A 22,597-nucleotide genomic window follows, 5' to 3' on the forward strand; every position below is an offset into this window, starting at 1 on the left:
CTGTTTTGACAAGGTCTTGATAGACTGGCCATTTTGACGTAGTTCATAGATTTTGATTTTATCTTCATAGCTCAATTTCATAAAAATAACACCCCAAAAGTTAGATTTTTTTCTGTCTAACTTTTGGGGTGCGGTTCAAAAAAAGCTAACCTCTTTTTTGATTGGTTTTCATAAATAAAAAGGATAAAAAAACCCATCGAAAGAGATTGTCCATGATGGTTGCTAGCCAAACACCTGCTAGCCCCCACTTACAGACAAAGATGAGCAAGGAAGCTAGTCCGATGCGGATCAGCCACATTCCCAAACTCGTGGCATAAAAGGGGAGTTGGGCTTTCCCAAGACCTTGCCAGAGCGCTGTATAGGTCAGGGTTCCTGCAGTGGCTGGCGTTCCAAGAAAGGAGAAAAGCATCACGAGAGAGCTAGCCTCTAGGGCTAGAGAATCCTGGGTATAGAGCCCAGCTAGCGGTTTAGCAAAGAGAAAAATAATGGTAGCAATTACCAGCATCAATCCTAATGAGAGACGATAACTGGCCCTGAGCACCTCACGAATCCGTTTTTCATCATGATTTCCTCTGGATCGGGCAACCAAAATGACTGTCGCAGTCGCAATGCCTAGACCTGGCATGTAATTGAATTGGGTCAGGGTTTCTCCAACAGCATTTCCTGCCACAACTGCTGTTCCCAGACTCACAATGAGAGCCACCACGACTACATCTCCCGCCCGCATCATCAGCCGCTCCCCTGCAGCTGGCAAGGCTAGACGCAAGAGCTTCCCATCCAGTCCCCAATGCGGTTTGGCCAAGGGGAGCCGCAAGGACCGCCAGAGAATGAAGCCACCAATCAGTCGGGCCAAGATGGTTCCCCAGGCCACCCCAGCAATCCCAGCATCCAGTAAAAAGACTGCCACTGCTGAAAAAAGGGCATTGAGCAGGTTGGATAAGAGACTGACATACATGGGTAAGCGAACCTGGCCTGTCGCTCGTAAGATGGCCCCCAAACTGGTCATCAGTCCCAGGGTGAGGATTGAGCCACCTACCAAGAAGAGATAGAGTCCCCCAGCTGCTGCTACGCTGGCTTCTGCCCCCAACCATAGCAGTAAATCAGGTCCCCAGACCAGAGAAAAGAGTCCCAAAAGCAGACTCAGCAAGACTGTTAACTTCAACCCTTCCGTTGCCTTTCGAGACAGGACCTGATTGTCCTTTTTCCCGACAGAACCAGCCAAATAGGAGGAGAGGGCCGCGCCCAAGGCAATAAATATCGCCTGATAAACCGCCATGATATTATTGGCCAGAGAGACACCTGACAGGGCAACCAGCCCCAAAAAGGCGATCAGATAAGAATCGACCATGCCCATGAGGAACTGTAAGAGATTTTCCACCATGGCTGGCAGAGCGATGTGTAAGATTTCTCGATATAGTTTCATATTCTCCGACTAGAAAAGAGCCCGAAGGCTCTATCTGTGTGCTTGTTATACTCCTAGGTAGCTTTCCACAGCCGCTTGCATGTCAGCCGCTGCCACTACTGTTTTGTGAAGAACTGGAGCTGTTTCTAGGCCGTCAACTGCTTTTGGATAGGCCACACCTGAAATCTCGTGTAGCTGCTCCAAGGCTTCAAAGTCACTCAAGCCTGATTTGCCTGTCACAGCCTCGACAGCCACCACTGGGAACTTGTAAGGACTAGCGGTTGAGACGATGACTGTTGGACGAAGGTCCCCAGTCTGTTCGGCATAGGCTTTGTAAACCGCCGATGCCACTGCCGTATGCGGATCCTCGATGTAGGTATTTTCATCATAGACGCGCTTGATTTCAGCTGCTGTCTCTGCTTCAGTCGCAAAACCAGCCGCAAACAGGTCTATGATGGCTGCATCCGCATCCTTCAGGCTATACTGGCCTTTTTCAGCCAACTGTTCCATCAGGTTCTTGGTCTTTTGCGCATCGTTGCCCACCAGATGGAAAATGAGACGCTCCAAATTGGACGAAACCAAAATATCCATCGATGGACTGGTCGTCACCTTGAAGGCCCGCTTCTTATCGTAAGTCTTGGTCGCAAAGAAATCGGTCAGGACATTGTTGTCATTGGAGGCACAGATCAACTTGCCTACTGGAAGGCCGATTTGCTTGGCATAGTAAGCCGCCAAGATATTACCGAAATTCCCTGTTGGAACCGTAAAGTTGACTTCTTGTCCGGCCTCAATATCTCCTGCCTTAACCAGCTGAGCATAGGCCCAGACATAATAAACAATCTGTGGCACCAAGCGGCCGATATTCATGGAATTGGCAGATGAAAATTGGAGCTTGTGGGCTGCTAATTTTTCCCGCAGGGCTGCGTCATTGAACATCCGTTTGACATCTGTCTGGGCATCGTCAAAGTTGCCATCAATGGCCACGACATGGGTGTTGGCCCCCGTCTGGGTCGTCATCTGCAGCTCTTGCACCTTAGAAACACCATCGCGAGGGTAGAAAACGATGATTTTGGTACCTGGCACATCCGCAAAACCTGCCATGGCCGCTTTACCAGTATCACCAGAAGTGGCGGTCAAGATGACAATCTCATTTTCCAAGCCGTGTTTCTTGGCCGCAGTGGTCATAAAGTAGGGCAGGATGGAGAGGGCCATATCCTTGAAGGCAATGGTGGAACCACGGAAGAGCTCCAGATTGTACTGGCCCTTCAATTTGACCAAGGGTGCAATTTCAGGCGTGTCAAACTTGCTGTCGTAGGCGTTGTTGATGCAGTAGTCCAACTCCTCAGCTGTGAAATCATCTAAGAAGGCTGACAGAACCAGCTTGGCTACTTCCTGGTAGCTGGCATCTTTCAAGACATCAAAATCCAAGTCAACTGTTGGATAGCTGACAGGGGTGAAGAGTCCGCCGTCTGCTGCCAATCCTTGCAGGATGGCCTGACTAGCTGTTACTTTGTTATTGGCATCGCGGGTTGATTGGTAAATTAGGGTCATAATAGGTCCTCAAAAATGTATTTTAACTATTTTACCATAAATGAACAGAAAATTGGAAATGAATCCGCGTTCAGGGCTATAAATTCCTGATTTTTTGTCAAGAGAAAAGGGAGTGGGACAGAACTCGACAGGTTGAAAAAAGAGTTCGTCTCACTTCCAAAATGACAGGTTCGGGCTAAAATAGTCTACTGGACTATTTTACTCCCACCCCCGCACAGCTCAAAAGGTTCAGTGAACCTTTTGAGGTTGGAAATGAAGCGAACTCTGTTCGCGTCAGTCGTAGAGGCCAGATTTGGAGTGTAAAACACGAACAAATCTGCCAATCAACCACTGCGTCAAGATGTTATAACGAACTCTAAGTAGAGAGGATAGACTTACTGGCCAGCCTCTTTTTCAGACTATTCTTTTTCAAAAACAATATCATCTGCATCTGTTTCACCCTCAAAAGTCAAGACACCATCCTTGTAGCTATATTGATAGTTCTCACCTTTAACGATAAGTCCTTCCCCAACTGCTGCATTGACCTTGGTGATTTCAAAGGTTTTGCTGGAACGATTGACATCCGCCTTAAAGACATCTGCTGTTACAACGCCCGTTTTTGCATCATAGCTTCCATCAAGGGATGACGCCATTTGATCAACGGTGTCATCTACCATCTTTTGAAGGTCATCATCTGAAAGGAGGGAAGCATCTAACTGAGCCTTGGTTGCTGCATCCATTTCTTCATAGTTGTAGCCCATCTTCTCTAACTCAGATTTTACAGCTGCCGTCTGCTCATCCTTCAAGGCGGTGAAAAAGGCATCGCTATCAACGTGCATACTCATGGTCAAGGTTGCTTTATCGTCCTCTACTGTCAGATCCAACTCTGTCTTAGTCAGAATCTCCTCCAAGCTATGGTCTGAATAGGTGAAGACTGCCTCTGAACCTGCTGCATCCAAAGCTTCCTGGTACATGGTTTCTGCCCCAGTCGGACTGGTCCAAGAACCATCTATACTTTCTCCCTGAAAAAGGGAACAAGCGGATAAGGCAACAACTAAGACCAGAGCGGACAAGCTGGCTAAGATAAGTCGAAACAAGGTATTCTTTTTCATCTGCATATCTCCTTAAAATTGCAAAAAATAATGTTACATTGATATATTATACAGATATTTTAGTAAGATGTAAACAAAAAACCATGATTCTGAAGAAAAATGTATAAGAAAAAGTGACCTTGCGGTCACTTCTTCAGCTTTAGCTGTTTAAGCTAAAACGGGGAATCAACAAATGGTTTGGCTTATTTACGACGGCCTGGTTTTTTTGCATAGCCATGGTAAGCATCGGCCATGATTTCTTCCATGTCTGCTACCATTGGCAAGCGTGGGTTCGCTGGTGAACATTGGTCTTCATAGGCAAGAAGAGCAATTTCATGCAGGCTGTCTTTCCAGGTTTTCTCATCAATACCTTGATCCTTGAAGTTCATCTTGATACCAACGGCAACACCGAGATCATAAACCGCTTTAGCATAAGCTTCCACCGCTTCTTCTGGAGTAGAATGTGGAAGTCCCAGCATCTTAGCGATGTCTTGGAATTTCTCATCAGCTTTCCAGTAGTTGTACTTAGGCCATGTAGTGGTCTTAGATGGACGAGTACCATTGTAGCGGATTACATATGGAAGCAAGATAGCATTGGTACGACCGTGAACAGTGTGGTGCACCCCACCAATCTTATGGGCCATAGAGTGGCTCATTCCAAGGAAGGCATTGGCGAAGGCCATACCAGCCATGGTTGAAGCGTTGTGCATCTTTTCACGCGCTTCCGGATCAGCTGTTTTCACAGATTTTTCCAGGTATTGGAAGACCAACTTGATGGTTTGAAGGGCAATACCGTCTGTGTAGTCGTTTGCGAAGTTAGAAGTGTAGGCTTCTGTTGCGTGGGTCAAGACGTCCATACCAGTGTCCGCTGCGATGAAGTCAGGCACTGACTCTACCAAGGCAGGGTCTACGATGGCGATGGTTGGTGTCAATGAGTAGTCAGCTAGTGGGTACTTGCGGTTGTTCTTCTTATCAGAGATAACGGCAAATGGTGTGACTTCTGAACCCGTACCAGATGTGGTTGGGATACCGATGTACTTGGCTTTCTTACCAAGTGATGGGAATTTGAAGGCCCGTTTGCGGATATCCATGAATTTTTGAACCAGGTCACGGAAGTCCACTTCTGGTTGCTCATAGAAGAGCCACATTACTTTAGCCGCATCCATTGGTGAACCACCACCGAGGGCGATAATGGTATCTGGCTCAAAGGTCCGCATCACTTCTGCACCGCGTTCTACGGTTGTGATGTCTGGATCTGGCTCAACATCTGAGAAGACTTGAACAGTTACTTGGTTTGAACGAGCATTCAACTGGTCGATGACACGTTGTACAAAACCAAGGCGTTCGATAGCTTTGTCGGTAACGATCATAACGCGCTCAATGTCTTCAGCTGTTTGAAGGTATTGAATAGAGTTACGCTCGAAGTAGATTTTTGAAGGAACTTTAAACCACTGCATATTATTTCTACGTTTCCCTACTTTCTTGATGTTAAGAAGGTTGATAGCAGATACGTTATCACCCACTGAGTTGCGTCCGTATGAACCACATCCAAGGGTCAATGATGGAATAAAGGCGTTGTATACGTCCCCGATACCACCGAAAGTAGATGGAGAGTTCCAGATGATCCGCATGGCTTTCATTTCTGTACCGAAACGTTTTGCGAGTTCTTCGTCTTTAGTATGGATGGCAGCTGAGTGACCCAGACCGTTGAATTCCACCATTTGGCGAGCTTTCTTCAAACCATCTTCCACATTGTCCGCTTTCAATACTGCGATGACTGGAGAGAGTTTTTCACGAGTCAATGGCTCATTTGGTCCTACTTCTGCACATTCTGCTGCCAGAATGTTGGTTCCTTCTGGAACTTTGAAGCCTGCTTGTTCTGCAATCCAAGCTGCTGGTTTACCAACGATGTCCGCATTCAGCTTAGCACCTGCACAGTCCTTGCTGTTGGCCTTCACGCCAAAGCAGTATTCTTCCAAGAGGGCTTTTTCTTTTTTGTTGACAAAGTAAGTCTTGTAAGACTTGAACTCTTCCACAAATTCTTTGTAGATTTCTTTGTCGATGATAACTGCCTGCTCTGATGCACAGACCATACCGTTGTCAAATGATTTAGACATAACGATGTCGTGAGCTGCCTGGCGGATATCCGCAGATTTTTCGATGTAGGCAGGTACGTTACCAGCACCTACACCAAGGGCAGGTTTACCGCATGAGTAAGCCGCACGCACCATGGCATTACCACCTGTTGCCAGGATAGTAGAGATACCATCGTGGTTCATCAAAGCGTTGGTTGCTGCGATAGATGGTTGAGTGATCCATTGGATACAGTTTTCAGGTGCTCCAGCTTTCACAGCTGCATCGTAAACAATCTTCGCTGCATGGGCAGAAGATTCTTGAGCTGATGGGTGGAAACCAAAGACGATTGGGTTCCGGGTTTTCAAGGAAATCAGAGCCTTGAAGATGGCTGTTGACGTTGGGTTGGTGGTTGGAGTCACCCCACAGATGACACCGACAGGTTCTGCAATTTTTGTCAAACCAGTAATCGGATCATCTTCAATTACGCCAACTGTTTTCACGCCGCGCATGTTGTTGACAACGTGCTCACAGGCGAAGAGGTTCTTAGTTGCCTTGTCTTCAAAGACACCACGACCTGTTTCTTCCACCGCATGAGCAGCCAAGATACCGTGCGCATCCAAAGCTGCTACGGATGCTTTCGCCACAATGTAATCCACTTGCTCTTGGTTGAGTTTACGGAACTCATCCAGGGCAACCAGACCTTTTTGCACCAATTCATCCACGTGCGCTTGCGCAGCTGCTACTTTTTCTTCAGGTGATAGTTGTTTATCAGCCATTCGGTTTTTCCTCCAAAAAATTGTTTTCCTGTCAACAAACCATTTGTTAACTTTTTCACAATATTATTCTACCCTATTTCTATTTTTTTGTAAAGCATTTGTTAAATAATTCACAAAGTTTTTTAGATTTTTTGTGAAATCGTAAACATAAAGCCCAGTTGGCTGGGCTTTTATTTGAAAGTTTGTGAATATTTTCTCAAACTTTTTTTCTTTCACAAATCTAGAATCTCAACCATTTTGAACTGTAAGCCTTTTCATAGGATGATAAAAAAATGCTCCTGAATTTCTTCAGAAGCTGGGCCTTCTAAGGCCGTTTTTAATCTTTTACAACTTTTTTCAGGGCCAGCAGGAGACTGATGATGCCGATGCTGACTAAGATATGGCCAATTCCGGCCATTCCTGCGATGGAGGCATTGAAACCCTTGGACAGCTGGGTACCAAGGACCTGGGTAACGCCACGAACAACCATGGTGGTTGCAACCAGTGGAAGACCGACATTGTAGACCTTCATGAAGAGGCGGAAAGACTTCTGTCCTTCCAGGTCATGGTTTTGGGCAAAGAGGGCTACGAGGAGGAAGAGGAACATGCCCAGCATGAAAAGGTGGGTATGGACCTTGCCCAAGGTGGTGACCCCTGTAAATCCATTCCATTTGGTGAACTCGCGGTAGAAAACTCCTGCCACCAGGGCACAGACAGCGTAAATCAAGGCTAGATGGATGTATTTTTTCATATAATATCTCCTTTTATGCGCAGACTAGTTCAGTTTGTTCAGGATAGTTTGAGCATTCTCCATCAGCTCATTCAGGCGAACGGTCATCTCCTGGCGGCTGGCATTGTTCTTGATAGTGACCTGCCCTGATTCGACTTCGCTTTCTCCCAAGGTGATGACCGTTCTTGCCTTGAAACTATCGGCTGATTTGAATTGGGCCTTGATCTTGCGGCCCAGATAGTCCCGCTCAGCCGTCAAACCTTGCTGGCGAAGAGCTTGCACCAACTCGAGAGCCTTGCTGTTGGCTCCCTCTCCCAGAACGGCAATGTAGACATCCATCTGGCTGTCAACTGGCAGCTCAATCCCCTGTTTTTCCAAGATCAGGAGAAGCCGCTCCAGACCGAGTCCAAAACCAAAACCTGGGGTTTCAGGCCCGCCAAAATACTCGACCAGGCCATCGTAACGGCCCCCTGCGCAGATAGTCAATTCTGCCTTGTCCACCTTGGTGATAAATTCAAAAATCGTATGGTTGTAATAATCCAGACCACGGACCATGTTGGTATCGATGACATAAGGAATACCAAGCGTCTCAAGCATACCTCGAACCGCATCAAAATGCGCCTGGGACTCCTCATCTAAGTAATCCAGAATTGAAGGTGCATTTTCCACCGCAAGCTTGTCTTCCTTTTCTTTGGAATCCAAGACCCGCAGAGGATTTTCATCCAGGCGGCGCTGGCTGTCCTTGGAGAGGGTCTCCTTGAGCGGGGTCAGGTAATCAATCAGGGCCTGGCGATAGGCTGCCCGGCTCTCAGGACTGCCCAAGGTGTTGAGGTGGAGGGTCACATCCTGGATGCCCAATTCCCCGAAGAGTTGGTAGGCCATGGCGATGGTTTCCACATCGGTGGCCGGATTTTTAGAGCCAAAGCACTCAACCCCAATCTGGTGAAATTCCCGCAGACGACCAGCCTGGGGACGCTCATAGCGAAACATGGAGCCGATATAGTAGAGCTTGACGGGCTTTTGAACCTCTGGTGCAAAAAGTTTGTTTTCCACAAAGGAACGGACTACTGGTGCGGTCCCTTCTGGACGCAGGGTGATGTGGCGGTCCCCCTTGTCATAGAAATCATACATCTCCTTGGTTACGATATCAGTGGTATCCCCAACCGAGCGAGAAATGACCTCGTAATGCTCAAACATGGGCGTCCGAATTTCCCCATAGTTGTATTTCTTAAAGGTTTCACGGGCCAGGTTCTCTACATACTGCCATCTGGCAGCTTCCAGCGGTAGGATATCCTGAGTTCCCTTGGGTTTTTGAAGGCGCATGAATCTTCTCTTTTCTTTTCAGTTTGTCTATTATTGTACCATAAATTCAAGCACTTGGGTACTTTGTCCCACCAGTAGCAGGGGACCATAGGCCGACTTTCCTTCCCATTTCTGCTCCTTGGGGGCAAAAAACTCCACAGGGTCATATCCACTGTGGAGAATTTATTCTATCTTATCTTTGAATTGGATTCCTCAACCCCAAACCTGATCTGTGATGGTCTTGATGAGGCGGAGCTTCTTCCATTCGTCTTCTTCGGTCAAAATGTTGCCCTCTTCCGTCGAGGCAAAGCCACATTGGGTGGAAAGGCCGATATTTTTCAGCGGAATGAGCTGGGCTGCTTCTTGAATCCGGGCAACAACTGCATCGATATCTTCCAGGGCAGGATCCTTGGAGGTGATGACACCAAGTACCAATTCCACCTGGTCACGGCCATTCCAAATGTCCACGATAGGGGCAAAATCTCCTGAGCGCTCATCGTCATATTCTAGGAAGAAAATATCGTAGTTGAGCTGGCCCAAGTACTTGGCCACCGTCTGGTAGCTCCCCTCAAAGAGGTAGGTGGACTTGAAGTTGCCTCGGCAGATATGGGTCGCCACTGTCAAATCTTCTGGCAGACCTTCTAGGGCCTTATTGATGACATAGACATCATCCTCCGCAATCTCTTCATAAATTCGGCGCTGCTCTGGCTGATCATGATAGGTCTCCAGCTGCTGAATCAGGTAGGCCCAAGTGGTGTCGTCCAGCTGGACATAGCGGGCTCCTAAGTCATAGAAGCGCTGGATGGTATCGTGATAAGCCTTGGCCAAACCATCGAGAAAGTCTGTCCAGCTCTCATAGTAGTCTGCATACAGGTCACTGCGGTGGTCCCGCTTGATAACCAGCGATGGACTTGGAATGGTCACTTTTGGTGTCACTCCTGCCGGTGTGATGGATAGAAGATACTCAAAGTCACGGTAGAAAGGATGGTTGGGGTTTTCAGCTACCTGACCATTAAGTCGGACATTGGTGGTCCTGGTCTTGGCACCGTGAAACTTATAGGAAGCCTCCTGCTGGTAGGCTTCAAAGCCTGTCAATTCCCAGAGGAAGTCCAAATGCCACCAGGAACGGCCAAATTCACCGTCTGAAATCACTTCCAGGCCATTTTCGACCTGATGATGAACCAGCTCCTTGACCAGGCGGTCTTGAATGTCCAAGAGTTCTTCCTTGCTAATCTTCCCTTGGGCAAAGGCCTCACGGGCCTCTTTCAAGGCTTGGGGGCGAAGATAAGAACCGACATGATCGAAGTGAGAATGAATTTTTGCCATATGAAAACTCCTTAAAAATTGATATGTTCATTGTAAGGGGAAAAGCTATAAATGTACAATATATATTTTTTATGGTTTCCGATAGTTTTTGCCTATGTCAGCATACCTGCTCTGCCTTTTTCAAAAAAATTGAAAAAACCGTGTCAAGTAACTTTACTTTACAAGAAGCTTCTGTTATAATGTAAAAGTTGGCAAAAGCCAAAACACACATTTGAAAGGAAAAAGATAAAATGGCAGTACCTGCACGTCGCACCTCAAAAGCGAAGAAAAACAAACGTCGCACTCACTACAAAGTAGCAGCTCCAACTGTGAAATTTGACGAAACAACTGGAGATTACTCACGTTCTCACCGTGTATCTTTGAAAGGATACTACAAGGGACGTAAGATCGAAAAGGCAGCTGCGGCTGAATAATAGAAGGGAGATACCATGCGCGTAAACATTACACTTGAACACAAAGAATCTGGTGAACGCTTGTACCTTACTTCAAAAAACAAACGTAACACTCCAGACCGTCTTCAATTGAAAAAATACTCACCAAAATTGCGCAAACACGTGATTTTTACTGAGGTTAAGTAAGGGTTTCATTACACGTCAATAGACGTCAAAACATTGATTTTATGCGGTTTTTGAAATATTAAATTTCATTACATTGCAGTACAAATCAATTGAGTCTCTACTTTTTTCTCTACACTTTTTAGATAATAAAATTTAAGTAGAACATGCAGATAATGAAAGGAACACTTCAAGTTGAAGTGTTCCTTTTTGATAAATACATTACTTACAAGCCTTAGAAGTTCCATTTTTCCTGTATTTCTAGAAATGCACTCTTCATTTCCGTTATTGTGCTATACCTAAAATCATGATTAGAATCCAGTCCTTTTTCCATAAACTCCTTTAACTTTGGAAAATCAAATTTATTCATATTTTTATATCTTCCCGTTAATATAAAGTAAATTAATTTCGAGAGTGCATAATATTCGTATTGCTTGTTGTAATTTTTAAATCCTTCTGTGCTTAAACTAGATACATCATTAAAATAGCCACGAACTTCTGTTTCTAATGATGTTAACTTTAATAAGAAAATAGACATAAAAGAGGCTTACGCCTCTTTTTTCTTGTCTGCGAAATGTTGGTTGATAATTTTCATCTCTAAGTGATAAAAAGGTGGAAAATCAAAATAAGAAATATGCTTCATAGCTTTAAAGATATTTTTGTTCTACAATTTGTTTATATATTTCATAGCCTTTTTTAAGCGTATTATTAGCGCGAGGATAAATGATAGTATAGTCTGAAGTTTTAGGGTGTTTCCCTAATAAATTCATGGTTCCGATATTCTCTTGATTTGGTTCTGTTGAAATATAAATAGGTATTTCTAAAATATTTGAAAGTAATTGACAGAGGGATAGGTTAATACTGAGACCACCTGTTAAGACAATTTTATCGATGATAGTCATATTCTGTAATAAATCCACATTCATTTTTACATTGTAAAATACGCCCGATAGCATGGTAAAAATCCGCTCTTCTTTTGTTAAATTGTTCTCCATATAGTATTCTTCTTTAGCTTGATCATTCCATATAGGAGAACGTTCTCCGTAAACAAAGGGAAGAAAGGTACCTTTTATTTCTATATCAGACTCAGAAATTTTTGATAAATCATCAAAATTTACTCCTTCTTTCTGACAAATCCATTCTAATACATTGCCAGCATTATTGCTCGGAAAGCCAATGATATATTGATTATCGGAAAACTGATAACAAAAATTTTGATACTTAGCATCTACTTGTACTTGGTTACTAATCACCCGAATAGCAAAACTCGTCCCAAATGATAAAACCGCTGCGTTTTCTAAATATAGTGTAGAACCATTGGAGGATACACCGTCGCTAAAACCAGGATAAACTAGACCTGACTTTAAGCCAAATCGTTGTGGGTCTTTCAATTTACATTTGACATTTGGCAAAACAATTTTTGGTAGCTGAACCGTAGAAATACCCAGATACGTTAATAATTCTTGATCCCAGTTGGACTCCTCCAGCGAAAATAATCCCGAACTAGAAGCACAAGCTAAATCAATCATCCAATTTCCTGTTAGAAAAGCCATAACTAAATCCTTAATGGAACCAATAGTTTTAACAGGCTGGTAAATTTTTAGTAAATATTGCCACTTAAAATATGGATTCATAATATGAATGGGAGTCCCCGTCCTCACATATTGAGAGACTGTCTTACTCCTATCAATTGGTACAAATTCACTCCCATTTCGATCGGCCCATGTATATATCGGACTTTTCGGATAAAAATGCTCATCAAGTACAACTGCGCTATGCATGGCACTAGTCAAAGCAATTGAGATTGTAGAAAGATTGTGCTTCATCACTAATTTTCTCAGCCCTTCTGATAATAGACTGAGAACTTCTTCCGCATCTAATTGATAATCCTTTCCTTGAATATTGGTGTTTTGATAGCGAAAAGATTGGGCGTCAATTAACTCCTCTTTATCGAAATAAATCATTTTTAGATTGGTTGTGCCTAAATCAATGCAAATATATTGCTTCTTTTCTCCCATTACTCCCCCTAACTAATCTTTAAACCGTGTACTTGAAGAAACCGATAATAGCTTATATTATCGGTCAGACTGTAGACAAACCCTGTTTAGTCAATCGAAATAGACAGAGAAGTTCTGCAAATTAAAATCATATTCTGATTCCCGCGAGCGTAAGCGAGCTATTCTCGATACTTCCGCTGTGATGAAAGTGTCAGAAATGGCTAAACATAGCATTTCTGACACTCGGAATATCTGAGACATAAGGCTCAGATATTAGTCATAGAATTCCAGATGAAGTCGCTGACGTCCGACATCACTTAAGGATAGTATCAAAAGACTTTTTCTTCAAATTAACCGATAATATAAACTATTATCTGTTTCTGTCTGAAATAATAGTGATGATAAAGCAATTTAGCTTGTGTGGCTATTTTCGTTATGCCCGCCAAATTCATATCTCATAGCACTGATTACTCGATTTGAAAAAGCATTTTTATCTAAAGTTGCATTCCGCTTCATCAAGGCAAGTGCAATAGTTGGTACTGGAACTTCTTGCTCCAATGCTTCCTGTATCGTCCACTTGCCTTCACCGGAAGCATGTACTGGACCAGTAAAACATTGTAACTCCTTGTCTTTTACTAATCGTTCATGAATGCAATCTATTAGCAATGAAGCGATAATTGAACCATTGCTCCAGTTTGCTGTTACTTCTTCTAAATTATAATCATAGTGGTCTTGTTTTGCAAGTAACTCTAACCCTTCAGCAATGGATTGCATCATTCCATACTCAATGCCATTGTGGACCATTTTTAAATAATGCCCACTTCCCGGCGATGGATGATATAGGAAGCCTCCCTCGACACATGTTGATTCGATAATCTTTCGTAATTCATCATCTAATCTGCTAGTTCCTCCCATCATCATACAAGCACCTTCCAGAGCACCTTTCATTCCACCAGAAATACCGCAATCATAGTACGATACCTGATATTGCGATGCCAACACTCGATGCTGAACCGCCTGATTGTAGTGCCCATTTGCACAATCTACGATAATATCGTCTGCATTCATATAGGGCAATAATTTCTTTATCATATTATCAGTAATATTTCCCGCCGGTAAGAAAAGGAAGACAAGATTTCTATTACTTTTAGATAACAATTCTTCAAAAATAGAACAAGACTTAAACAATGGATGATTATAATGTAAACCAATCTCTCTATCAATATCAAAACCACTCACTTCATATCCATTTCGGTTTAGATTCTTTGCATAAGAGAGTCCCATCTTGCCCAAACCTATAATTGATATATCCATAAGAATCTACCTACTTCAATTCTGGCCAGTAATCTTTATTAGCAATAATTAAATCATCTAGTACTTCTTTTGCCTTGGAAGCACTTGGAATTGTCTTGTTTAGGACAAAAGCTTGCCAAACTTTTTGATAGCTTCCTTCTATATATCCTTCTACTAATAATTTTTCTGACATGACTTGCTGATACATGAGTGCCCGTTCAAATTCAGGAATATTCCCTTGACAAATCGGTTCAGGACCATTAACCCCGACAATACACGGAATCTCAACCATAGCATCATCTGGAAAATTAGCAATCGCTCCATTATTTTCAACAATCATGACCATGCGTTCATGGGTATTAAATGCAATGGCACATGCTAAATCCACAATGAAATAAGCATGACTGTCGATATGGAAACCATTATCTTTTGCAGTCCCCGTTTTGATAATGTTACGTGCGATATCAAATACCTGCTTTTCACGCCCATCCATTACCTCATTAGCGCGTGTATACTCTTTATCAGAATGTTCTACAACATAATCTGGGAATAGATAGTATTTCAAATAGGTATTCGGTAAAAATCGTGGGTCAACAGCATAAATGTCTTTTGCTTTTTTGTGCGTTTCTTGCCAACTAGCATCTGTATGTTGCGTATCTACTTCGATTTGGTTTAAATAGCCATTTTCACTAACATATTTTTTTACCAAATCTGTATAGTCAGTACCGTCTTTACCTCTAACACCTGTCCACCAGCCAAAATGATTGAGACCAAAGTAATCAACTTCTAGCTGATCTGGTGTCGTTCCAATAATCTGTGACATACGGCGTAATGTTCCTACTGGCATATCGCAAATGTTTAACACTTTAGAATTTGGACGCAACACCCTGCATGCCTCCGCAACAATAGCTGCTGGATTAGAATAATTTAACATCCAGCAATTAGGAGAGTATTTCTCCATATAATCTATCAATTCAAGCATGCCTGTAATACTTCTCATACCATAAGCCATTCCTCCTGCACCACAAGTTTCTTGTCCTACAAGTCCATGTTTCAAAGGAATTTTTTCATCCAATTCTCGCATAGCATATTTACCTACGCGAATATGCGCCATACAGAAGTCCATATCTGTAAAGGCTACTGCTGGATCAGTTGTATACTCATATTCAATATCTGGAACTTCCTCGTCCAGCATAATCTTAATAGCTTGGGCAAGAATAGCTTGCCTCTCAGCATCATTATCATATAGGACCAGTTTTTTCATAGGAAAACGTTCTGCATTTGCTAAGAGCATTTTTACAATACCCGGAGTAAAGGTACTTCCTCCCCCTGCAATGACTACTGAAAATTTTTTCATATCCTTCACCTTTTCTTTCTAATTAACAGTTGCTAGATACTCATCGACTGCTCTGCGCATTTTAGTTACTTGAACACCATACACAACCTGAATATTGTGACCTTTTACAATAACAGCATTCGCCCGAGTTTGATTGACTAATATGGATTGTTCTACTTTTTGAGAATCTTTTACAACTACGCGCAAACGAGTATAGCAATTAGTTACGGATTCAATATTACTTTCTCCGCCAAGCCCTTCAACAATTGTCTTTCCAAGACTAGTTTCTTCACCGACTGTATCTAATTGAGGTTGAGATGAACTTTGTTTTTGATGTTTGTCTTCGTAATCCTTCTTAGAATATAACTTCATTTCCATGTCTTCAGTTTCTCGGCCTAATGTTTTTAGGTTAAATTTCAAAATCATAAATCTGAAAATAACAAAGTAAATCGCAAAGAAGACTAATCCAACTAAGATGTAAAGTGGCCATGAGGTTTTTCCGACTCCTAAAGGAAGGTTCATGAGTAGAAAATCAATAAAACCGTTTGGACCAATAGCGCGAACATCTAAAATATTCAGAGCTACCATACTTAAACCACTTAAAGCTGAGTGAATAACAAACAAGACTGGTGCAATAAACATAAATGAAAATTCAATTGGCTCTGTTACACCAGCTATGAAAGAAGTAAATGCGGCAGGAATCAAGATGGCACGTACATTTTTTCTTTTTTCTGGTGGACAAGTAATATACATAGCTAGACAAGCACCAATCAAACCAAACATTTTTGAGATACCACGCGCATCCCAAATAACACTACTTGAAAGACGAGTAATATTCGGATCTAACATTTCAGCAAAATAAATGTTTCGTGCCCCTTCAAAAACTTCCCCACCAATAGTTTCAACACCACCTAATGAACTATATAAGAAAGGTGTGTACACCAAGTGATGTAAACCGGTTGGAATTAACAATCTTTCTAAGGCGCCATATAAGAAAATACCAACATTTCCTGCCTTTTGAATAAAACCACCTAAAGAGTTAATTCCTGCTTGGAAAAATGGCCAAATCAATGTCATCAAAATAGCGAAAACAACAACAGCTGGTATAGCTATAATAAAGGCAAACCGTGTTCCACCATAGATATTAAAAGCGTTGTTAAACTCAACTTCACTATATTTATTGAAAATATAAGCAACTAATAGCCCTAGGATAATTCCTGAGAATACCCCCATATCCAATACTTGAACACCGAGTACTAAGGTTTGTCCTGAACCCCTTAGTGCATCAGGTGCTACTAGCATTTCTCGTATAGCCATAAACTTATTCATAGCATTGATAAATACTAGGAAGGAAAGCATTGCTGTAAATCCAGCTTCTCCTTTTTTATTATTTACTAAACCAATGGTTATCCCAACACAAAAAATAAGTCCTAGATTTTGTAGAATTGTCACCAAGGCACCCGATAAGATATTCCCAAATCCTACTGTTATAGGATTGTTAAGAAATGTAACGGTCTCAAGTAAGCGCGGATTTGTAAACAAATTTCCTAGCGCTATCAATAGACCAGCGATCGGCAATATTAAGACAGGAATAAACATTGCCTTTGAGAATTTTTGAAGAGCATCCATAATTTTGGCTTTCATCTTCTGTCTCCTTTTTTATTATTTTTTTCATCCTCACTATACAATAAAAGCGCTTACAAAACTAGAGGTATTGAAGCTTTTGAAAAATTTGACGCAAAATAGAAAAAAATTTCTATCACATTAGAAATTTTTTTCAACAAAATATTCAAGATAAAATAAGAGCATTGGATAAAATTGGCTAGTTTGTATATTGTTCCAATCATAATGATTTTGGTCATTCACGATAAAAGGAAAATCTGACATAGCTGACAGAGTATTTGTTCCTCCTTGGGTAAAGGAAATAATAGGTATATTATGGAGTTTGGCTTTCTTTGCTTTATCATTTATGAGAGCCGTTTCTCCACTTTTTGAAATACAAATAACAATATCAATTCGATTAAGGTTATTTAAAAAAAGAGCGTTTGTATCCGCACCATTTGAAAAAAGAACATAGTTGCCCTTTCCTAGAAGTTTTTTGTACAAATATTCTGCAATGATTCCAGAATACCCTGTCCCTAAAATAAAGATTGTTTTTTCTTTATGACTCAAACATTTCCCACACTCTATTATTTGAAGTTGATTCTCTTGAAAGACTTGGTTGATTAAATTTGAAAATAATCTTGCATTCTCAGAAACACTTTCTGAAAAATTCGTATTTAAACCATGATTTGACAGTTTATAAACCATTTCAGAGTAACCAGCAAAGCCTAACTTTTTGGCCAATCTAAAGACGGTTGAAGTAGAAGTATACGTGGCTTTGGCAATTTGCTGGATATTCAGTGAGCCAAGTTGTTTTTGATTTTCAGATAGATAAGTCAAAATTGTTCGCTCTAGTTCGCTTACCTTTTTGCCATTTAATAATTTTTCTATTTCCATTCGGAGTTTCTCCTCAGACCATTTTTAATATTATATCATAATAATATGTACTCACTCATTTGTTCTATATGAAAACCATGACCAATTGGAACCTTCCAAATATTGAATATTTTCTAGTTCTTTATCATCTTGTAAATTATGAGGGTTATGAATATATGGATTCAGAAAATCTATATACCTACCCAAACTCTACCGTTCTCATCAATAAACAAGGAATCACTGACCCTGAAAAAGCTCAGCGAAACGAACATCTACTGGTCACCAAAAGGCTGACTGATTTAAGAATAAGGCCGATTGAGATTCTGTCCATTCAGGATGTGTGGGCTGTTCACCGTTATCTTTTTCAAGACCTTTATGAATGGGCTGGTCAATACCATTTCAAAAAGCAGCAACGCTTTTATGCCGATCCAGTCATTTGGTACATCCGAAACATTTCTAAACAATCTGATTGCACATTACCATGAGACTGTACATTCCAGATCCGAAGTCATCGAACAGTTGGCAAAAATACTTGATAACCTCAACTACTACCACCCCTTCCGAGAAGGAAACGGCAGAACTCAAAGGGAAGTCATCCGCTCCCTAGCCCTATCCAAAGGCTACCGGGCACAAATTCGCGTTGAAGCCGATGACGACATCTACCATCTCTACATGGATGGAACCGTCCAAGGGGATATTGAGATTTTGAAACAATTGTTTGATAAAATTTTGGAATAAAGCTTACTCTATTACAGTATCAAAGCTTCTAGTTCATTCGCACCAATTAATGACAGCGATAAATAAGAGATGTAATATTTTAGATACTTAAAATGCTAATTTTACTAGAGTTAAATAATTGAGCAAAACCATTCAGAGTCGATGATTCCGAGTGGTTTTGTTTGAGCTGACAACATTATCTCTACATTTTTAGATAATAAGTTTAAGTAGAACATACAAATAAACTGCAAAACAAGGATGCTAACTTGAGCTAGGCATCCTTGTATTATTTTTATTCAATAACCTGTGTTTCTGCTACTTTTTTATACCAATAAGCACTTTTCTTTGGGTAACGTTCTTGGGTCTCAAAGTCAACATAGAACAAACCATATCGTTTCTCGTATCCATTTGACCAAGAAAATACATCCATCAAGGACCAGATGAAATAACCTTTAACATTGGCACCATCTGAAATAGCGTCTGAAATCACTTCTAAATGCTTTTTCACATAATCAATTCGACCATCGTCATAGACTGTACCATCTACAAATTCATCTTTATAGCCTAGACCATTTTCAGTGATGTAGATTTTCTTATAGTTTGGATAGTCATTTTTCACACGCATGATTTGATCATAAAGGCCTTGTGGATAGATAATCCAATCCCAGTCCGTTTTTGGAATATCAACTGGAGACTCTCTACGACCAACTCCTTTGATTTGATACTTAGAACTTCCCTTTTCACCTTTACCATTATGGATAATCTCCGTTTCTCCATCATGGGCTCTCATCCAATCACTCATATAGTAATTGATTCCCAAGAAGTCGTTCAAATCTTTTGCGGCATCTAAGGCAGAAAAGTCTTCATCACGAAGGTCTAATTCCCCACCATTTATTTTCAGAATATGTCGAACACCTTCAAGTGTTTTTTCAGAATAGTAACCCAAGTATGTTGCATCTAGGATAAATTTATTGTGAATAATATCTTCAAGTTCCGCTGCACGGACATCGTCAGGATTGGTTGGATCATAAGGATATTTCGTTGGCAATGCATGTACGACTCCAATTTCTCCGCTATAACCAGCATCCTTGTAGAGCTTAACTGCCTTAGCATGTGAAACCATCATATTGTGATGAGATTGGAATACTTTAGCCAGATCATATTGAATCCCTGGCGGGAACTTCCCAACAAGATACTGTCCATCACCAATGGGGCCGATTTCATTAAAGGTCGTCCAGTAATTAACTTCAGGGAATTCTTTGAAGCAAAACGCTGCGTAATTGACAAAGTGTTCGATAGTGTCACGATTTAGAAAGTCACCATTAGAATGTAGCGTTTCTGGTGTATCAAAATGGTGGAGTGTTACAAATGGTTCCACGTGATGTTTATGGCATTCCGCAAATAATTTATGGTAAAACTCTACTCCCTTTTGGTTCACCTCTCCAAAGCCTGTTGGGAAGATACGAGACCACGCAATTGAAATACGAATGCCGTTTACCCCAAATTGTTCACTTAGTTCTAAATCAACTGGGTAACGATTATAAAAATCAGAAGCTGGTTCCGCAGTGTACCAGTAATTATCTTCTAGATACTTATCCCATGCAACACGACCTTTTCCATCTGTCTTTGTGGCACCCTCTGCTTGATATGCAGCAGTTGCTCCACCAAATACAAAATCTTTCGGTAATGTTTTAACCATATGCCTACCTTCTTCTATATAAAACTAAAGTCTTTTGGTTTGCTTTTAGTACTAGGCAACGAGATGCAGGCTGTACTAGAGTACGGCAAAGCGAGTTAACGAAGTAATAAAAGATAAACCAAATGACGATAAAAGGGGTAGGAGTTGGAGATTTCACTCCCTCCCCTTTTGATTAAGAACCTGTATTCACAAGTGAAGTGCTTGTATATAAGAGATAATTTTTTGCTAATCAAGGCAGTTTTTTGAGGGAATACTGACTGTATTTTGAAAAAAACTAACGATGAGTAGCTGAAAAACTAGCCTTAGATGGAAGTGTTGAACTGTGAATACAGGTTCTAGAACTGTTGTTTGACAAAGTCAAGAGCACCTTGACCGTCACGTGTGAGTTTAATGTATTGAGCCCCTTCAGTTTTGGCGAGTTTAATGCCCAATGCATCGGTTTCTTGCTTCATATCATCGTAGTTCGATGCCACTTGAGGTGCAAGAATGACTAATTGATACTCTGGTAAAATCTCACGGTGAGCCCCATAGCTTCCTGCTGTCGCTGTAACTGGAACACCGTATTCCTTTGCAGCTTTAGTTAGAGCGTTGGCAAGCAATCCACTTGTACCGCCTCCTGCACAAAGCACCAGAACGTTGGTTTGTTCCGAAATCTCCGTATCGACTGCTGCTTTTTCAAGAATAGCGTCCGCTTTGGCAGTATTAAAGTTAGCTGCCACTTTCTCCTTCAAGCTATTTTCAACTTTCCCTGATTGTTCCTCAGCAAGAATTTGCTCATCGTAAACTTTCAAGAATGGATAATAGATAAGTACATCGACAACGACCAACAAGACAGCTAGTACAAAGGCAAGTGGAGCAAAGTTTGTTCCCATGACAATCCCCAATGGTCCTGGAGTTGTCCATGGTAAGTTGACGCTGAAACTGTTCATTCTTAGCGTATCAACAAAGAATTTAAAAATCCATACGTTAGCAATTGGAGCTAAAATAAATGGCACAAAGAATACTGGGTTAAGTACAAGTGGTGCACCGAACAAGATTGGTTCGTTTACTCCAAAGAATGTCGGAACAACTGAAGCACGTCCAATTGCTTTGTTTCGTTTAGACTTAGTCAACCACATAAACATGAATGGCACAACCAAGGTAGCTCCTGTACCACCCATTGTTACGATAAACATTTGAGTACCTGAAGTCAGGATTTTATCTGCGTGTTGACCCGCCTGTAGAAGCTGGAAGTTGGTTTCAATATTAGCATAAGTAATGGCTGCAATTGCTGGCTCAACAATTGATGGACCATGAATCCCTACAAACCAGAATAAGGCATATGCACCAAAGATAATGGTAATACCCACATAACCGTCTGCTGCTGTAAATAATGGCTCAAATAATTTCAGAATAGCCTCAGCAACGTTTGTTCCAACCAGTTGACGTGTCGCAAGATCAATTCCATACAAGACAAAGATAGACAATGCATATGGAATCACATCTTTAAATGCCTGGGATACGTTCGGCGGAACTTCATCTGGCATACGAATGGTGACATTGTTTTTCACACAGACCTTATAGATATTAACCGTAATGAAGGCTGCTAGAAAGGCTGTCAAAAGTCCTTTAGTTCCCATGTAACCATTGGCAAACCCACCTTCAATGCCGTCAGAAGCCAGTAATAGGAAACCTGAAATTGATGCAATCATGGTTGAAATGAAGTTGATTTGATTGGTTTTTGGCAATTGACGGTTAAAAGCATCTGTCAAGGATTTTGCTGTCGTTCCTGCAACTAGGGCAGCTACAATCCCCATTGTATAGCCGTAAGGTTTCATGATTGCCGCAACTGCTTCATCAGACCAAGTAAATCCAAAAATGTTTGGTACGAAAGCTACCAATAGGAAGATACTTGAGAATAAGATGACTGGCATGGCTGCGATAAAACCATCACGAATGGCCCTTAAATAAGGGTTTCTCGAAATCTTTTCAAAGAAAGGCTTCCCTTTCTCAATAAATTCAATCAATTTATTCATTACTTATCACCTCGTTTATAAAGTTCAATCATATGACTCATCATGTCTTTCAATAACAATGTTGTCATGAGATGGTCTTGGCCATGCATGAGCGTCACACTAAAGGCTAAATCCTCACCAGCCGCTTCTTTTTGCAACAAACTTGTCTGAGCATGATGGGCTTCAACAATACAAGCATTGGCCGCTTCAACTAGTTCTTCTGCTTTTGCATAATCACCTTTTTGAGCAGCGGCAAGTGCCTCCATCAAACGAGAACGAGCATCACCAGCGAACGCAACAATCTCAAAACCTAATAA

Annotated in this window: 18 protein-coding genes and 1 pseudogene; 3 read left to right on the forward strand and 16 right to left on the reverse strand. The window is 41.6% G+C overall.

Annotated features, from left to right (window positions below):
• Nucleotides 1–145: 145 nt before the first annotated feature.
• From ACEYCN_RS07075 to ACEYCN_RS07105, 7 genes are all read right to left on the reverse strand, one after another.
• The gene (locus ACEYCN_RS07075) at nucleotides 146–1,423 is read right to left on the reverse strand and encodes an MATE family efflux transporter (protein ID WP_373713590.1); all 1,278 of its coding nucleotides are present in this window, start codon (nucleotides 1,421–1,423) and stop codon (nucleotides 146–148) included.
• Nucleotides 1,424–1,468: 45 nt separating this feature from the next.
• Nucleotides 1,469–2,953, reverse strand: coding sequence for a threonine synthase (gene thrC / locus ACEYCN_RS07080; protein WP_373713591.1), 1,485 nt, complete (start codon nucleotides 2,951–2,953; stop codon nucleotides 1,469–1,471).
• A gap of 398 nt (nucleotides 2,954–3,351) precedes the next feature.
• Nucleotides 3,352–4,044: a hypothetical protein gene (locus tag ACEYCN_RS07085; protein ID WP_373713592.1), complete on the reverse strand. Its 693-nt coding sequence runs from the start codon at nucleotides 4,042–4,044 to the stop codon at nucleotides 3,352–3,354.
• Between the two features lie 182 nt (nucleotides 4,045–4,226).
• Nucleotides 4,227–6,875 carry a bifunctional acetaldehyde-CoA/alcohol dehydrogenase gene (gene adhE, locus ACEYCN_RS07090; RefSeq protein ID WP_373713593.1) on the reverse strand — a complete coding sequence of 883 codons (2,649 nt, stop codon included), beginning with the start codon at nucleotides 6,873–6,875 and terminating at the stop codon, nucleotides 4,227–4,229.
• Between the two features lie 316 nt (nucleotides 6,876–7,191).
• On the reverse strand, nucleotides 7,192–7,605 hold the full coding sequence (locus ACEYCN_RS07095) for a DUF2871 domain-containing protein (protein WP_373713594.1): 414 nt from the start codon (nucleotides 7,603–7,605) through the stop codon (nucleotides 7,192–7,194).
• A gap of 24 nt (nucleotides 7,606–7,629) precedes the next feature.
• Nucleotides 7,630–8,907 (reverse strand): histidine--tRNA ligase, encoded by a 1,278-nt coding sequence (gene hisS, locus ACEYCN_RS07100; protein WP_373713595.1) that lies wholly within the window; start codon nucleotides 8,905–8,907, stop codon nucleotides 7,630–7,632.
• Between the two features lie 192 nt (nucleotides 8,908–9,099).
• Nucleotides 9,100–10,212, reverse strand: a complete 1,113-nt coding sequence (locus ACEYCN_RS07105) for a vitamin B12 independent methionine synthase (RefSeq protein WP_373713596.1) — start codon at nucleotides 10,210–10,212, stop codon at nucleotides 9,100–9,102.
• A 230-nt stretch (nucleotides 10,213–10,442) separates the two neighbouring features.
• On the opposite strand from ACEYCN_RS07105, the gene rpmF reads away from it, so the two are divergent.
• Both rpmF and rpmG read left to right on the forward strand, forming a co-directional pair.
• On the forward strand, nucleotides 10,443–10,625 hold the full coding sequence (gene rpmF, locus ACEYCN_RS07110; protein ID WP_273450904.1) for a 50S ribosomal protein L32: 183 nt from the start codon (nucleotides 10,443–10,445) through the stop codon (nucleotides 10,623–10,625).
• A gap of 15 nt (nucleotides 10,626–10,640) precedes the next feature.
• Entirely contained in the window at nucleotides 10,641–10,790 is a 150-nt protein-coding gene (rpmG, locus tag ACEYCN_RS07115; RefSeq protein ID WP_002262412.1) for a 50S ribosomal protein L33, read from the forward strand.
• A 211-nt stretch (nucleotides 10,791–11,001) separates the two neighbouring features.
• Here rpmG and ACEYCN_RS07120 read toward each other — a convergent pair whose 3' ends face one another.
• The 6 genes from ACEYCN_RS07120 to ACEYCN_RS07145 form a co-directional block, all read right to left on the reverse strand.
• Nucleotides 11,002–11,304, reverse strand: coding sequence for a hypothetical protein (locus tag ACEYCN_RS07120; RefSeq protein WP_373713597.1), 303 nt, complete (start codon nucleotides 11,302–11,304; stop codon nucleotides 11,002–11,004).
• 109 nt (nucleotides 11,305–11,413) lie between these two features.
• A complete protein-coding gene (locus tag ACEYCN_RS07125) occupies nucleotides 11,414–12,784 on the reverse strand; it encodes an FGGY family carbohydrate kinase (protein WP_373713598.1) in 1,371 nt (456 codons plus the stop codon).
• A gap of 390 nt (nucleotides 12,785–13,174) precedes the next feature.
• Entirely contained in the window at nucleotides 13,175–14,077 is a 903-nt protein-coding gene (locus tag ACEYCN_RS07130) for an NADP-dependent phosphogluconate dehydrogenase (protein WP_373713599.1), read from the reverse strand.
• Nucleotides 14,078–14,087: 10 nt separating this feature from the next.
• Complete coding sequence (locus ACEYCN_RS07135; protein WP_373713600.1) at nucleotides 14,088–15,413, reverse strand: 6-phospho-alpha-glucosidase; 1,326 nt, start codon at nucleotides 15,411–15,413, stop codon at nucleotides 14,088–14,090.
• Nucleotides 15,414–15,431: 18 nt separating this feature from the next.
• Nucleotides 15,432–17,036 (reverse strand): PTS transporter subunit EIIC, encoded by a 1,605-nt coding sequence (locus ACEYCN_RS07140; protein WP_373713601.1) that lies wholly within the window; start codon nucleotides 17,034–17,036, stop codon nucleotides 15,432–15,434.
• 120 nt (nucleotides 17,037–17,156) lie between these two features.
• Complete coding sequence (locus tag ACEYCN_RS07145; RefSeq protein ID WP_373713602.1) at nucleotides 17,157–17,891, reverse strand: MurR/RpiR family transcriptional regulator; 735 nt, start codon at nucleotides 17,889–17,891, stop codon at nucleotides 17,157–17,159.
• A 77-nt stretch (nucleotides 17,892–17,968) separates the two neighbouring features.
• Between ACEYCN_RS07145 and ACEYCN_RS07150 the strand changes: the two are divergent.
• Nucleotides 17,969–18,608, forward strand: a pseudogene (locus tag ACEYCN_RS07150) (Fic/DOC family protein).
• Between the two features lie 271 nt (nucleotides 18,609–18,879).
• Here the strand turns inward: ACEYCN_RS07150 and lacG are convergent.
• From lacG to ACEYCN_RS07165, 3 genes are all read right to left on the reverse strand, one after another.
• On the reverse strand, nucleotides 18,880–20,286 hold the full coding sequence (gene lacG, locus ACEYCN_RS07155; RefSeq protein ID WP_373713603.1) for a 6-phospho-beta-galactosidase: 1,407 nt from the start codon (nucleotides 20,284–20,286) through the stop codon (nucleotides 18,880–18,882).
• 335 nt (nucleotides 20,287–20,621) lie between these two features.
• Nucleotides 20,622–22,301 (reverse strand): lactose-specific PTS transporter subunit EIIC, encoded by a 1,680-nt coding sequence (locus ACEYCN_RS07160; protein WP_373713604.1) that lies wholly within the window; start codon nucleotides 22,299–22,301, stop codon nucleotides 20,622–20,624.
• The coding region (locus tag ACEYCN_RS07165) for a PTS lactose/cellobiose transporter subunit IIA (protein WP_373713605.1) at nucleotides 22,301–22,597 on the reverse strand (297 nt) is incomplete at its 5' end. The genes ACEYCN_RS07165 and ACEYCN_RS07160, both read right to left, overlap by 1 nt.

Source organism: Streptococcus sp. (genome assembly GCF_041802885.1).
GTDB lineage: Bacteria > Bacillota > Bacilli > Lactobacillales > Streptococcaceae > Streptococcus.